The sequence below is a fragment of the Helicobacter sp. 23-1046 genome, assembly GCF_053654635.1.
In genome coordinates, this window is the sequence record NZ_JBSIUS010000001.1 from 1,179,509 (window position 1) to 1,194,304 (window position 14,796).

The following is a 14,796-nucleotide window of genomic DNA, read 5'->3' on the forward strand; positions in this document are numbered from 1 at the left end:
AAAATGGAAGTGATTTTATCACACGGCAACGGCGGAGTGGAATCTAAACAGCTCATCGATAAGGTATTTTTGCGTCATTTGGGTAAGTTTATGCCACATAGTGGCGAGGACGCAGGCATTGGCAAAAGTGCTGGAAATTTCGCGCTTAGCACGGATAGTTATGTGGTTACGCCCTGTATATTTAGTGGGGGAGACATTGGAAAGCTAAGCGTGTGTGGAAGCAGTAATGATGTAGCGATGATGGGTGCAAGACCGAAGTTTATAAGTGCGGGTTTTATCATTGAGGAGGGATTAGAATTAAGCACATTAGAGCACATTGTCTCCTCAATGGCAAAAGAGCTAGATTCTCTAAATCTTGTGCTCCTTAGTGCTGATACCAAAGTCGTCCCAAAGGGCAGTGCCGATAAAATATTTATAAACACTACCGCGCTAGGGGACATTATCTATCCAAACCTAAGTCAAAAGAACTTAGCACAAGATGACTGCATTATCGTAAGCGCAAATGTAGGCACGCACGGCTCTGTAATTTATTGCGCGAGAAATGAAATCGCCCTGCAATCAAATCTGCAAAGCGATTGCGCGCAACTTTTTCCAATGCTTGAGCCACTTTTCACACACAATCTCTCAATACACGCTTTAAGAGATGCGACACGCGGTGGCATTGCAAGTGTGCTTAACGAATGGGCGCAAGCAAGCAATATGGGAATCGAGATTTTTGAAGAGCAAATCCCCGTGCTAGAGAGCGTTAAAGGCGTGTGCGAGATACTTGGATTAGAGCCTTACGCACTTGCCAATGAGGGAGTATGCGTGCTAAGCGTGCCAGAGCAATCGTGTGAAAAAATCCTTGATATATTGCACGCCCACCCACTTGGTAAAAATGCGTGCGTCATAGGTAAAGTAACCACACAAAATCCACAAAAAGTGATTTTACACAATGCTTTTGGCGGGAAGAGATATTTAGAATATCCACAAGGCGAACTCCTACCAAGAATCTGCTAAGAAATTAGGGGATTTATAGATTTAAAAGATTGGTTTATGGTTGGTGTCAAGGGGGAGACTTGAACTCCCGACCTCCGGCTTATGAGACCAGCGCTCTAACCAGCTGAGCTACCCTGACAACTCGCAAAACAACCGTATTTTGTAAGCAAAGATGAGATTATAAAAAAACTTTGCTTACAAAGTCTTTAAATTTTGCTCTTTTTAATTTCAAGGTTTTTGGTGGCTAGTTGAGCATAGCCACATTGCTTTGTGAGATATTTTGACTTGCAATCTCCATATACGCGTTTTTGTAGCGGTTTAAAAACGAAGTAATTTCCTTATCACTCACACCAAAGGCTTTATACTTTTCTTGTAAGATTGGGTCTTGATTGATTGATTCCTCGCGCCCTTGATAGAGGTCTGTAAAGCGATAGAGACTTTGTGCCATTGTTATTTTTTCACTATCACTTAACCCCTCTGTGGCGCGTAAAAATGCACGATACTCATTATCGCTCATTTGCTCTATGAGTGCCAATCCATAAGTAATGCGTCCAAAATGCTCTGGCAGGGAATCTTGGAGGCTACTTTGACTTACTTCCAAAGCATCATCAAAAGAGCTTTTATTTACGCCTTGTTGTGCGATTCTATCCGCAGTGCTTTGCAAATTTTGAGGCTTATCTTTTGCCTCATTTGCTCTCTCTTCGCGTCCATTAGCCTCATAGCCATTGGAATTGGCATTAGTATTTGAAGTCCCAGAAGCACTCTGTGCGAAGTCTCCCGTGCCTTGCCTGCTTAGAGAATCAAGAGTGGAGGGCTGTGGTGTATATGGTGAAAACGCGCTAATTTGCATAATACAGCTCCAAAAATAAAATGTATGTATGAGCATTTAAGCAAAAAACAATCCATATTTATAATCACTCAATATGCCTAAGATTTGCAAGTCTTTTGTGTCGCATTTTTGTGGCTTTTAGGATATAATCACTCATTTTTAAACTAAATAGTGGGAGAAAGAATGAACTTGCAAGACATTAAAACCATCGATACACAATATGTGCTCCATACTTACAAGCGCGCAGATGTTGCCTTTAAAAAAGGAAAAAACGCAACTTTATATGATGAAGCAGGAAGAGATTATATAGATTTTGGTGCGGGTATTGGCGTAGTGAGTGTAGGACACGGAAATAAAGCTCTTGCAAAAGCAATCAACAAAGCAGCAAAAAGACTTATCCACACTTCAAATCTCTACCATATCGCTCCACAAGCAAGGCTTGCAAAAAAAATCATCGATTGCTATACAAAAAATTCTCGCTCAAACACCAAGTATCGCGTGTTTTTCTCAAACTCTGGGGCAGAAGCAAATGAATGCGCTATCAAAATAGCACGCAAATTTGGGAATCCAAGCGGGCGATACAAAATTATCACGCTCGATTCTAGCTTTCACGGGCGCACCATTGCTTCGCTAAAAGCCACAGGGCAGGATAAAATGCACAAACATTTTGGTCCGTATCCCGATGGATTTGTGTATGCAAAAGATATTAAAGACATTGCCAATGTGCTAGATTCTCAAACTTGCGCCGTGCTTTTAGAGCTCGTGCAGGGCGAAGGTGGGATTGAGCAAATGGATAAAGCTCAAGTGATTGAGCTTGCAAAGCTCTTAAAGTCCAAAAATATTCTGCTAATGGTCGATGAAGTGCAAAGCGGAATCTATCGTAGCGGTGAAATCTTTGCTTCTAAAATCTATGGGATAGAGCCTGATGTCATCACAATGGCAAAGGGGCTGGCTGGTGGCGTGCCAATAGGCGCGTGTATGACAAGTCGTGTCGATATTTTCGCGCCAAGTGAGCACGGGAGCACATTTGGGGGCAATTTCTTAAGCACAAGTGCTGGTTTAAAGGCTATAAAAATCCTAGAAAAAGCCTATGATAGCGGGAAACTAAAGCGCACGATTGTGTATTTTAACGCCAAATTAGATTCTCTACTTAAAAAATACCCCACGCTTTTTATCCACAAAACAGGGCTTGGGCTAATGTGTGGCTTAAAGGCAAAGAGCGAGCAAGTCCAACAAGATATTTTACAAGCGTGCTTTACCCAACGACTACTTGTGCTCCGCTCAGGTAGAGGCGTGGTGCGATTCCTCCCGCCATTGCTTATTAGCAAGCGTGAGATTGATGAGGGATTTAGACGATTCCAAAAGGCACTCAAAAGCATTAAAACAAAGAATCAAACACCTAAAACGACAAATGCTCCTGCTTCTTTAGCAAGCAGTGTAAAGCCCAAATCTCGCACTAATGCCAAACCAAAAAAACCACGAACTACAACCATTTAGCGCGTGGATGCAAGAGAGCCTTTACGCAGATAAAGGCTACTATCACAGCACTTCTCGCGTGGGCAAAGATGGGGATTTTTACACTTCGGTAAGCGCGAGCAGATTCTTTGGTGGGAGCATTGCGAACTTCATACTCTCACTCTTAGAGCAGGGCAAACTTTCCTTACCACTTTATATTATTGAAATTGGTGCGGACAAGGGTTTTTTATTGCGTGATATTGCCAACTTTTTGCATTCGCTCTCTTATGGTGTGATGGAGCACACTACATTTGCCACGCTTGAGCCACTTATATCGCTACGCCAATCCCAACAAAACGCGGAGATTCCAAACTTTATCATCTATGAAAATTTCGCCCAAATCCAAGTAAGCATAGATTCTCGCGCAAGCGTATTTTTTGTGAGTAATGAGCTTTTTGACTCTTTTGGTGTGGATATTTTTGAGGATAAAACAATGCTTTTTGTGCAAAATTTTTCACTCCAATGGCTTAGCATTCCAAAAGCACAAAAAGTGCTACAATCTCACAATGCGTTCGCTCCACAAAACGCGCTTCTACAAAATCTCTTAAAGCAAAACGCGCTAGATTCTCGTAATGGCGCGATAAGTCCATTTCTGCCAGCATTTATACGCGATATTGCCAAATGCGCTAAATGCGCTAAAAACGCATATTTTCTTACCTTTGATTATGACACACACTCAAGCCTTAATCCACGCTCCTATATCCGCTCCTATATCAATCATCAAGTTTTTAGCTTTGAGGATATGCAAAAAATAGGCCTGCAATCCTTTTATCAATGTGCTGATATAACTGCTGATGTAGATTTTGATTTTGTTGGAGAACTTTTTGCGCTTAATGGAATGGATAGACTTTTTTATCTCCCGCAAAATCGTGCCCTTGTGGAAAAAATGGGAATCACAAAACTTTTAGAAATCTTTTCGCAACACACACATAATGCACTCTATCTTAGAGAAGTCGCTAAGGCAAAAAGTCTGCTAGACCCACAAATTTTAGGCGAGCGATTTAAATGTGCTTGCTTTTGCTATAATAACGCGCAAAATTGAGATAGTGCAAGGAAAATTATGCAAAACCAAAAAGATTCTCCACTTCATCAAAGTCTCAAAAGCCTTAATGCAGAGCAACTACAAGCAGTCAAACACATTGATGGCGCGCTCCTCGTGCTAGCAGGCGCGGGCAGTGGCAAGACAAAGACTCTCACCACGCGCTTAGCTTACCTCATCAAAGAAGTGGGAATCCCCGCGCAAAATACCCTTACGCTTACTTTCACTAACAAGGCAGCAAATGAAATGAAAATGCGTGCTATGGAGCTTCTTGGTCAAAGCACACAAGCCCCGCCATTGCTTTGCACCTTTCATCGTTTTGGCTTGTTATTTTTAAAGTTCCATATCCACTTGCTTGGTCGCGATGTGAATTTCACTCTCCTTGATGCGCAAGATTGTAAAAAAATCGCCAAAACACTCGCCCCAGAAATCCAACCCGCACGCACACTTGCCTATATTTCATCATATAAAAACAAATGCCTTAAGCCTGAAGTCGCGCTAAAAGACGCCCACTCCCCAGAATTTAAAGCCCTAAGCAAAGCATATATGCGCTATGAGGAATACTTGCTCGCTCACAATGCCCTTGATTTTGATGATTTGCTCTCCCTTACTTATGAAATCTTACGCTCAAATGAGAATCTCGCTAAACAAAAAAGCGAACAATACAACTACATTATGGTTGATGAATACCAAGATACCAACGAATTGCAATATAAGATTTTATGCCTGCTCACTTGCACGCACCAAAATATCTGTGTGGTGGGTGATGATGACCAAAGCATTTATAGCTGGAGGGGGGCTGATATTTCTAATATTTTGCAATTTGCAGAGCGATTTAGCAACGCACGCACAATTAAACTCGAGGAAAATTATCGCTCTACTCCACAGATTTTAGAGCTTGCAAACACCCTTATAGCGCATAATGTAAAACGATTGGGGAAGAATCTCAAAAGCCAAAAAGATTCTGGCAGTGCTGTTTCTGTCCTCACTTCGCCCGATGAGATAGCTGAGGGCAATCTCATCGCCTCAATCATTAAAGAAGCACTCACGCAAGGCAAAAGCGCGCAAGACTTTGCCATTTTGTTTCGTCTTAACGCCTTTAGTCGTGGCATTGAAGATGCGCTTAATCGTGCGAAGATTCCCTACAAACTCATCGGCGCACAGCGATTTTATGAGCGTGCCGAAGTCAAAGATATTATTAGCTTTTTGCGCTTTTTTATTAACCCAAATGATGATTTCTCGCTAATGCGTATCATCAACAAACCAAAGCGTGGGATTGGCAAAACAACCCAAGAGCGATTGCAAGCCATCGCTAAGCAAAAAGATTTGAGTGTATATGCGTGCTTTTGTGCTTACCCAAAGGAGTGTGCCACTCTCATTGGACAAAAGAATTATAACACACTAGAGGAGTTTTTTGCATTGCTAGATTCTCTAAAAAAGCGCACGCAAGAGGACTCAATGCTTGAATTTATCACGCAATTTAAAGAAAGTTTTGATTTTAGTAGTGATTTTACGCCATTAGAACGCATAGATAGAATGGCAAATATTGATGAATTTTATGGTGTTTTAGATGACTATTTTAGGCAAAATCCAGATGAGGGCTTGCAAGAATTTTTAAACAATATCTCACTGAGCTCAAGTGCTGATGAGTATGCGAGTGAATGTGTGAGTTGTATGAGTGTGCATAGTGCTAAGGGCTTAGAATTTGAGAGCGTCTTTGTGATTGGATTAGAAGAGGGGTTTTTCCCTATGATATTGACTGACACAGATTTAGAAGAGGAACGGCGACTTGGCTATGTGGCTTTTACTCGTGCAAAGGAGCAACTCTACCTCTCAAGCGCGCAATCACGGCTCTTTCACGGCAAAAGAGAGCCTCACCTTGTGCGCTCACGATTTCTCGCGGAGAGTGGCGCAAATGGAGAGGATATATCAGCCACACCACAAAATAAAAATAACGATACAAATTTCGCACTAAATGACATTGTAAATCACAAACTTTTTGGTAATGGACGCATAATAGAAATTGAACAAAACAACGATACCACCATATTAAAAATCAATTTTGGTGGTATGGTGCGCAAGATTACAAGTGATTTCGTGCAAAAATAGAGTTATAAATCAATCGCTTTATCCTTTAAGCGCAGTGTGCTTAGCACAATTATCTTTTTATGCTACAATGCAAGCCTATAAGTTGCTAAGATTCTACAATAAAGAGTGTGAATGAAAACTACACATTGTAAAAATATTACCAAAGTGGGCGTGATTCTACGCCCTGATAGCCCAGAGCTTAAATCTCCATTTGAGAATCTGTGCGATATTTTTAGAGCAAATGAGATACAAGCGCGCTTAGATTCCACAAGTGCCAAAAGCCTTCATACAAATGGAGAGAACTTTGCAGATTTAATCGCGTGGGCTGATATATTGCTCTCCATTGGAGGCGATGGCACACTTCTTGCGACAATCCGCGAATGCTATGGGAAAAATATCCCTTGTATGGGGATAAACGCGGGGCGACTTGGATTTTTAACTGCGATGAATCCCAATGAATTTGCACACTTTATCCCTAAACTTAAAACAGGTGAGTATGAAATCAAAGAGCACTTAATGCTTGAGTGTGAAATTATCCGCGAGGGAGAAAAACCTAAGATTTTTTATGCCTTTAATGAGTTTTTTATCTCTAAACAAAGTATTTCAGGGATTATTGATATTACAGCAAAAATTGAGGGCGAGCTTTTTAATACTTATTTTTGCGATGCGCTCATCATCGCTACGCCCACAGGCTCTACGGCGTATAATATTTCAGTGGGAGGGTGCGTGGTGTATCCATATTGTAAAAATATCCTTTTAACGCCAATCGCAGCGCACTCTCTCACTCAACGCCCACTTATTATCGATAGTCAAATGCGCTTAGAATTTAGCGTTAAAAGTCCCGCTACCTTGCTATGCGATGGGCAACAAAGTCACACACTTTTGCCACAAGATAGAATCTTTATCCACTCTTCAAAGCATAGCGCATTGCTTATCTATCCAAAAGAACGCAATTATTTTCAAATCCTGCGCGAAAAGTTTAAATGGGGTGAGCTATGATTACACGCATTTTGATTCACAACTCGCCCGCTTTCTCGCTTTTAGAATTGCATTTAAAAAATGGCTTTAATGTCTTTAGTGGAGCAAGCGGGAGTGGAAAATCCGTCTTTATGGAATCGTTGCTTGGCATTTTTGGCATTAAAGATAGCAATGCCGAGCTCATCGAGGCAAATATCGCCACAAGCAAGCTAGAAATCAACCTCGATGAATATGGAATCTTAGATGATGAAGAAATCGTGCTTAGCATTTTAAAAAAAGAAAAAACGCGCTATTTTCTCAATCATCAATCAAGCTCTAAAAAGCGACTAAATGAAATCGTCTCTGGCTTTGGCAAGCATATCAGCGCACGCAGTGATGAGGATATGAGCGCGAAAAACATTTTACGCATTTTTGATGATTTTATCATTGCGCGCACACCAAAGCACGCACAGATTCTCAAAGAATACAAAACGACATTTGTAGAGTTAAAAGACACGATAAACGCGCTAGAAACGCTTAAAACTCAAGAATCTCAAATCGCCTCGCTCAAAGAAATCGCCACTTTTGAGATAAACCAAATAGATTCTATCGCGCCAAAAGAGGGCGAATACGAGGAGCTTTTAGAGCTTAAAAAGACGCTAAGCAAACAAGAAAAAATCGCTGAGGGGATTAAAAGCGTGCAGGCGTTTTTAGACCAAGCGGGGTGCGTGGATAACTTTTTAGCCCTAAGCGATGAGAGCTGTATCGCCTTTAGCGAGGGAGTGAGAGAATTAGAAGCGATTATAGAATCTAAGCTCTCTCAACTCCAATCCCTAGAGGACACCAACCCCGAGCAAATCTTAGAACGCATATCAAGCATTTCTACGCTCGTGCATAAATACGGCTCTGTGGCAAACGCGCTCAACCACGCCAAAGAGCAAAAGCAAAAACTCGAGCAATACGAAAATATGGACTTTACCAAAAATGACTTGGTAAAAAAATCTAAAGCCCTCCAAGATTCTCTCCATACACTTGATACGCAACTACACACTACACGACAAAACGCGCTTAAAGACTTCCAAAATGCCCTAAGCTCCCTCACTGATGAGCTCCACCTAAAGCCCCTCTCTATCACGCTAAACCAAAACACAAAGACTGAGCGCGGAAGCGATGAATGCACTATCACGCTCGGTGGCAGTGGCATTAGCACGCTAAGTGCTGGGGAATATAATCGCTTGCGACTTGGACTTATGTGTATTGACGCGAGTGTAGCCAAGCGTGCGGGAATCCTCGTGCTTGATGAAATCGATGCGAATTTAAGTGGGCAAGAAAGCGAGGGCGTGGCAAAGATTCTTAAAAAACTCTCCACCTCTTATCAAATCTTTGCAATCTCTCATCAGCCCCATATGCCAACCTTAGCGGATAATCACTATCTTGTGTATAAAAACGGGGATAAAAGCGAGGTAAAGCTCCTAGATTCTGCTGGGCGGGCGAATGAAATCGCGCGAATGATTAGCGGGGCACAGATTACAAAAGAAGCCTTAGAGTTTGCCAAGCAAGCCCTAAGCAAAAATAAAGTCTAACGCTTAAACAATGGATACAAACTATGAATCTAGGCATTTTAAAGGGCGTAAGCGAGCTCTTTAACACATTTGATAAAATATATTTTTGCAAGCGCGTTGATGATAATGCACTGCTATTAAACCTGCAAGGCACACTTTTTCTCATTGATTTAGCACGCTCTAAAAGTGGGATTTATAGCCTCTCAAATGCGCCACTAAGCCCGAAAAACTACCAAGCTCCATTTGATAACAAACTCAAAGCCCTTTGCACCAATGCCACACTTTTAGATTCTACAATCGATGGGAACAATCGCATTTTAGAGTTGCATTGCGCAAATCAAAACTCCTACAAACAAGAATCTTTTTGCCTTGTTTTGGAATTTACAGGCAAATACACCAACGCCATTTTACTTAATGAAAAAAACATTGTCTTAGAATCTCTGCGCCATATCACGCAATCTCTGCGCCAAGTCCAAGTTGGCAAAGTCTTAAGTCCCTTACCCCAGCCAGCAAATCCACCAAAAAATAACGATAAAGTGAGCGTAAGTGTGGAGTTTTTAGCCACGCTTTATGATTCTTATTTGCAAGACACGCTTATAAACGCCAAGCAAAGCGCGCTTAAATCCTTAGAATCTAAAAAGCAAAAGCTCCTTTGCACGCTTGATTCTCTGCCAAACCAAAAGGATTTAGACACACAAAGCGCGCTTTTTGGATTCTATGCGAAAAGTATCTTAGCGCGCATTCACACGCTTGCGCCTCATAGCATTAACGCACCCTGCCTTAGCCTAAATGCACCATTTGATGATTTGCCTTGTAGTGAATTGCCTCGCGATACACGCGCGAAGTTTCACGCCCAAAATACACTACAAATCCCTACACTAGAGGGGAGCAAAACACTCTCGCACCTCGCCCAGCAATATTTCACCCAAAGCAAAAAACTCAGCCAAAAGGCAAAGAATCTGCATATCCAAATCCAAAACATACACGATTCCCTTGCGTTTTTGCAAGCCCAAAGCAACCTTGTGGCAAATGCTTTAAGCCTCCAAGACATTAAAATTTACGCACAAAAAGAACAAAATAATAAAAAAATACAAAAAAAAGGAACGAATTTTGAAGTGTTTTATATACAGGGCTTTAAGATTGGCATTGGCAAAAATGCTAAGCAAAACCAAGAGTTGCTAAAGCTCGCACACGCCGATGATATGTGGATGCACATTAGAGATATTCCTAGCTCACATTTGCTTATCTTTTGTGGTAAGGCACGATTAAGCGAGGAGGTTATCCACAAGGCTGGAGAGATTCTCATTGGATTGTGTGCGCTTCATTCAGGGAGCTTTAGTGTCGATTATACTCAACGCAGATTTGTCAAAATTATGCAAGGAGCAAATGTGATTTACGCGAAACATAAAACCCTAGAACTGAGAAAATAAGGAGGTGTGTAATGGCAGTAAGTTTAGTTGGAAACATTACCTACATTAACCAAAACGCGCAAGCTGGCTCTACACAGCTTGCAAACGCACAGGGTCGCCCTGACATTATCCAAGAATCAAACAAAAACGAGTTTGAGCGCAAACTCCAAGAAGTCGCGCAAGTGAGCGGGACTGAAGATTCCCAAGCTATCAATGAAAATGGGCGCAACAAACAAGAGCAACAACGCCAAGAGCAAGCAAAAAAGCAATGGGAAATCGAGCAAAAAGAGGATAAAAAACCCCAAGAGTATTACTACGAGGGAATGCTTAATGTCAAGGCGTAACTCTATTTTTAGGAATCTATAAAACCTCTCCCTTTATTTGCATTATGGCTAAGGTGTGGTTTGTTTATGGTATAATTTTACAGATTGAATATACCTAACAAGGATAAAAAATGGATATAGCAGTATTAGAAACTTATTCAAACAAAAAGCTAACAAACCTCGAGCAGAAGATTCATAAGCAAATCATACAAACACAAAAAGAATTTGATACACTAAAACTCAAAGCTGAAAAGAAAATTAAAAATTTACAAAGCGACTTAGTAGAAGTTCAAAAAGCAAAGATAAAGATACACCAAAAGCAGATAGCACAAACGGAGCTAAAACCAACTAAAAAATGCCTAGAATCTTTGGCGAGTGAAACAGCCATTATCACTCCAGCAAATGAACCAACAGATATACTTAAGGCTATAAAAGAGGCGAAAGAAGCGGGACTAATTCCTAATGCGTGAGCTTGAGTATAAGAAATCCTTTTTAAAAGACGCGCAAGCATTAATCAAAAATGGATTTGACCTACAATCCTTAAACCCATTGTTAGATACCCTCCGCAATGGCAAACCTCTGCAATCCAAATATAAAGACCATCAGTTACAAGGCAAACTCAAAAATTATAGAGAGTTTCATCTAAAGGGCGATATTTTAGTGCTTTATGCAATTAGTGAAACCACACTCACACTTTATGCAATAGACAACCACAACAACCTTTTTAAGCGATTTAGTAAATGATACATTAAGCCAACGAAAGCAAGGCTTGGGGCTCTGTATCCCCGCAAGCCTTGAAATATGCAAAGCACAAATTTTACCAAGGAAGTGCATTAGGACTTAAATCAAAGCCCTAATATAAGCCCCGCCTTAATAAAGAGGGGGCTTTAGTAGTATAAAGCTACTTTATCTTTAGGATTCCAAAATGAGTCATTCCAAAAATGAGTCATTCCAAAAATGAGGCATTCCTAGAAGTCATACATTAGGCGCACCATACCCACTGCACCAGAGATATGATTCGTGCCTGTGGTAGTCGTAACGGCTGTATCCATATATGAGATTTGTGGTGCGAAAGTGAATTCCTTGCTAGGCTTGATTGGGAGTTGGATAAACACTTTTGCAGCGTTTATGTCTCTAATATTATTAGTTGAAGTTTCACTTTGCTCTACACCACCATAAGTGAGCTGATACCCAGCACCGATGATGAGTTTAGTCGTGCTCCCAAGTCCTAAACCATACTCCAAGTGCGCGCCAAATCGCTTCGCGTCTAAACCTGCAGCTACGTTTAGGTGATTGTAGCCATATTGACCGCTAGAAGCGTTAGTCGCTTGCTCGCCATAGAGATGTCCGTTGATACCATAGTTAATCACAAAGCTAAGATAGGAGCTCCCAAAGGTCGGGCGCACACCAGCGAAGATATGCCACGCAGTCGCATTCGTAGCGACACTATCTACCTTGCTATATTGCTTTAATGTCGCGGCGACTTTAAGCTTTAGATTCTCTATCTTTGGTGTCCAGCCGATAGCCACCCTTGGCGTAGCAGAATAGACAATAGGAGCGAATGTCCCACCATCGCCTAGTCCTGCGTTGCCATTATCTTGGATAAGCTGGATAGTGAAGCTAGAGATTTGGTATTGGAGTTGGAGATGGCGAGACGCTGCTGCTACTGAACCAAAACCTTGCCCAGCCGAGTTGTTGTTGTTAAAATCACTGGTGAATCCACCCTCAGCAGAAATCGTCCCAATCTTACCAAATGAGAGCTTGCCTGCGCCATCGAAGTCATAAGTCCCGTAAAAATAACGGAATCCTGCATCATTGCCACCAGCACTTCCAAGCACACCACTCTCTCTCATACCTACTTCGATTTTACCGCTGACTTTGCCAGATTTGAAGTTAAAACCAAAGTGGGTGTTGTTTTGCAAGCCTGCAAGGTAAGAGCCATAGCCAGAGCCCGGTATTGACTCAATATTATTTCCATTAGCAGAAGTGGAAAACCTAGAAGTAAGCATATCTGTGCCCACAGGAGCACCACCGCCGACAAAGCCACGGATACTTCCATAGAAATCAAGTGATTTATCATCACTATCATAGACTTTCATACCAAGTCCTACACTTGGCAACGCCAACAAAGCGCATAACGCGCTAGAAACTGCAATCTTTTTCATAGAAACTCCTTTTTGGGGTTAAATTTCATCTTTTAATGTTTAAGCGCGTTAATAAAGAGATTCAACTAAGGTTTATAAAAAAAAAACATATACAAACTCTCCTAGACTTCTTTAAAATCTATCAAAAGTCTATCAAAGTCGCTCTATGCTTTAAAATACACCAAAGATTAAAGTCCTTAATAACTCACAATAAGCCTTAAAAGACACCAAAAGTATAATACCCTCTTTGGCGTTTGTCAAGTAATAGGCGACTTTTTTGCAAAGATTTTACACTCTATGTAAAAGATTTTACAAAATATATCAAAAAATATAGCATTTTGCTAAAAAATTGCTACAATGCTTGGCTTAAAATCATTTGCGATTTTTAAAAACTTTCGACTTGGTTGAAGCATTCAAACACGAATTTGTCATATTGAGCGTAGCGAAATATCTCTATAACTTTACTTTGTGAAATTTTGAGATACTTCGGGCTTTTAGCCCTTAAGTATGACAAACTATGCGAATACTTTTGGCTTTTTAAGTTCGATAGATTTATTAGAATTGCAAGAGCGATTTTATATCTTTCCAAATGAGGAGTTTGTATGTTACGAGTGCTTTTAGTGTGTGCATTGCTTTTTAGCGGTGCATTTGCAGAAAAGATTCAAGTTTTAGCGGCGGCAAGCCTAAAATTCGTGCTTGAGGATATTAAAAAGGATTTTCTCAAAACGCACAAAAAAGATAAGATTGAGGTAAGCTATATCGCTTCGGGGAATGCGTATGCGCAGATTAAAGAGGGGGCTAAGGCGGAGCTTTTCATCGCGGCTGATAGCGAATATCCTGCGAAAGTAGTCGCTGATGGGAATGCCGCAGGCGAGGCAAAAAACTATGTCAAAGGCAAACTTGTGATTTTTAGTATCAACAAAGACTTTAACGCAAGTAGCGAGGCTATCTTAAAAGATTCCAAAGTGCAACATATCTCAATGCCTAATCCTAAAGTAGCTCCCTATGGACGCGCGACTGAAAGCTATCTAAAGAAAACCAAGCAAGAAAAACCTCTCAATAAGAAACTTGCTATCGGGCAATCTATTAGCGAGGCGACTACTTATGTGCTACAAGGCTCTGCTGATGTGGGATTCACCGCGTTATCAATGGTGGCTAAAGGCAAGGTAAAAGATGAGAATCCAGACCTCACTTACACCATAATTGACCAAAAATATTATGACCCAATCGTGCAGGCGTTGGTGGTTACAAAAGCGGGAGAAAACTCAAAACTTGCAAAAGAGTTCGCGGAGTATTTGCTCAGCGATAAGGCGCAAAAAGTCTTTGCAGATTATGGCTATGATAAGCCATAAGACACTTTGGACTTTGATAAAGGTTTAAAGTAGGCACGGCTTTTGCTAGTGTAGCGATGCGCAAGTGTGGAAGTGCTTTGGACGCTTTTGCACTTGCGTTTTTTTATTTATAAACTCTATAATCAAAAACATAACTTAGAATCTCTTTGGATTAGGACAATGAATCAACTTAATGCAATCATCTCAAATATCACACAAAGCGCAAATCTCGCGCTTATCACGCTGGATTGTGTGTTTGGGAAGATTTATACACTTATTGTCGTTGATGAAAGCAGACCGTGGAAAGTGGGCGATAAAGTCAAAGCGATTTTTAAACAAACGCAAGTGCTGGTGTGCAAGGTGGATTTTAGCAAGTCTTTTAAGCACAATGGGACAAAAGATTCACTCAAGTCTAATGCGCCACAATTCTCACTGCCTACGCGAAACTACTTTATAAGCAAAATTGTAGAGATTGAGCGCGAGGAGATTCTCACGCGTGTAGAATGCGAATCTGGCATAAGCGCGCTCATAGCAAGCATAGATGACAATGGATTAGAAGTGGGGCAAGATTGCGCGTGGCTTGTCGCTCCAAGCGATATTTTACTTGAGTTACAAGCATAA

At 41.1% G+C, this 14,796-nt stretch carries 14 protein-coding genes and 1 tRNA gene; 12 read left to right on the forward strand and 3 right to left on the reverse strand.

Going from position 1 to position 14,796, the window contains the following annotated elements:
* The first annotated feature begins 3 nt into the window (after positions 1-3).
* Positions 4-999, forward strand: a complete 996-nt coding sequence (gene hypE, locus ACWIUJ_RS05725) for a hydrogenase expression/formation protein HypE (RefSeq protein WP_454169541.1) — start codon at positions 4-6, stop codon at positions 997-999.
* Positions 1,000-1,040: 41 nt separating this feature from the next.
* On the opposite strand, the gene ACWIUJ_RS05730 is transcribed toward hypE, so the two are convergent.
* Positions 1,041-1,117 (reverse strand) — tRNA-Met (locus tag ACWIUJ_RS05730).
* 105 nt (positions 1,118-1,222) lie between these two features.
* A complete protein-coding gene (locus tag ACWIUJ_RS05735; RefSeq protein ID WP_454150953.1) occupies positions 1,223-1,828 on the reverse strand; it encodes a hypothetical protein in 606 nt (201 codons plus the stop codon).
* Between the two features lie 162 nt (positions 1,829-1,990).
* Between ACWIUJ_RS05735 and ACWIUJ_RS05740 the strand changes: the two genes are divergently transcribed.
* The 9 genes from ACWIUJ_RS05740 (at position 1,991) to ACWIUJ_RS05780 (ending at position 11,444) form a co-directional block, all read left to right on the forward strand.
* Positions 1,991-3,304 (forward strand): acetylornithine transaminase, encoded by a 1,314-nt coding sequence (locus ACWIUJ_RS05740; protein WP_454169542.1) that lies wholly within the window; start codon positions 1,991-1,993, stop codon positions 3,302-3,304.
* Entirely contained in the window at positions 3,267-4,364 is a 1,098-nt protein-coding gene (locus tag ACWIUJ_RS05745) for an SAM-dependent methyltransferase (protein ID WP_454169543.1), read from the forward strand. The genes ACWIUJ_RS05740 and ACWIUJ_RS05745 overlap by 38 nt, the downstream gene beginning before the upstream one ends.
* A gap of 18 nt (positions 4,365-4,382) precedes the next feature.
* Positions 4,383-6,470: an ATP-dependent helicase gene (locus tag ACWIUJ_RS05750; RefSeq protein ID WP_454169545.1), complete on the forward strand. Its 2,088-nt coding sequence runs from the start codon at positions 4,383-4,385 to the stop codon at positions 6,468-6,470.
* Between the two features lie 111 nt (positions 6,471-6,581).
* Positions 6,582-7,448, forward strand: a complete 867-nt coding sequence (locus ACWIUJ_RS05755) for an NAD(+)/NADH kinase (protein ID WP_454169547.1) — start codon at positions 6,582-6,584, stop codon at positions 7,446-7,448.
* Positions 7,445-8,989: an AAA family ATPase gene (locus ACWIUJ_RS05760; RefSeq protein ID WP_454169548.1), complete on the forward strand. Its 1,545-nt coding sequence runs from the start codon at positions 7,445-7,447 to the stop codon at positions 8,987-8,989. Before ACWIUJ_RS05755 ends, ACWIUJ_RS05760 begins: the two co-directional genes overlap by 4 nt.
* A 23-nt stretch (positions 8,990-9,012) precedes the next feature.
* On the forward strand, positions 9,013-10,398 hold the full coding sequence (locus ACWIUJ_RS05765; RefSeq protein ID WP_454169550.1) for an NFACT family protein: 1,386 nt from the start codon (positions 9,013-9,015) through the stop codon (positions 10,396-10,398).
* Positions 10,399-10,409: 11 nt separating this feature from the next.
* A complete protein-coding gene (locus ACWIUJ_RS05770; RefSeq protein WP_454150938.1) occupies positions 10,410-10,721 on the forward strand; it encodes a hypothetical protein in 312 nt (103 codons plus the stop codon).
* Between the two features lie 110 nt (positions 10,722-10,831).
* Entirely contained in the window at positions 10,832-11,170 is a 339-nt protein-coding gene (locus ACWIUJ_RS05775; protein ID WP_454150936.1) for a hypothetical protein, read from the forward strand.
* On the forward strand, positions 11,163-11,444 hold the full coding sequence (locus ACWIUJ_RS05780; RefSeq protein WP_454169551.1) for a type II toxin-antitoxin system RelE/ParE family toxin: 282 nt from the start codon (positions 11,163-11,165) through the stop codon (positions 11,442-11,444). Before ACWIUJ_RS05775 ends, ACWIUJ_RS05780 begins: the two co-directional genes overlap by 8 nt.
* A gap of 224 nt (positions 11,445-11,668) precedes the next feature.
* Here the strand turns inward: ACWIUJ_RS05780 and ACWIUJ_RS05785 are convergent, their stop codons facing one another.
* Positions 11,669-12,865: a hypothetical protein gene (locus tag ACWIUJ_RS05785; RefSeq protein WP_454169553.1), complete on the reverse strand. Its 1,197-nt coding sequence runs from the start codon at positions 12,863-12,865 to the stop codon at positions 11,669-11,671.
* Positions 12,866-13,446: 581 nt separating this feature from the next.
* On the opposite strand from ACWIUJ_RS05785, the gene modA reads away from it, so the two are divergent.
* Together modA and ACWIUJ_RS05795 are read left to right on the forward strand one after the other, a co-directional pair.
* Positions 13,447-14,196, forward strand: a complete 750-nt coding sequence (gene modA, locus ACWIUJ_RS05790) for a molybdate ABC transporter substrate-binding protein (RefSeq protein WP_454150930.1) — start codon at positions 13,447-13,449, stop codon at positions 14,194-14,196.
* A gap of 66 nt (positions 14,197-14,262) precedes the next feature.
* Complete coding sequence (locus tag ACWIUJ_RS05795) at positions 14,263-14,796, forward strand: hypothetical protein (protein WP_454169555.1); 534 nt, start codon at positions 14,263-14,265, stop codon at positions 14,794-14,796.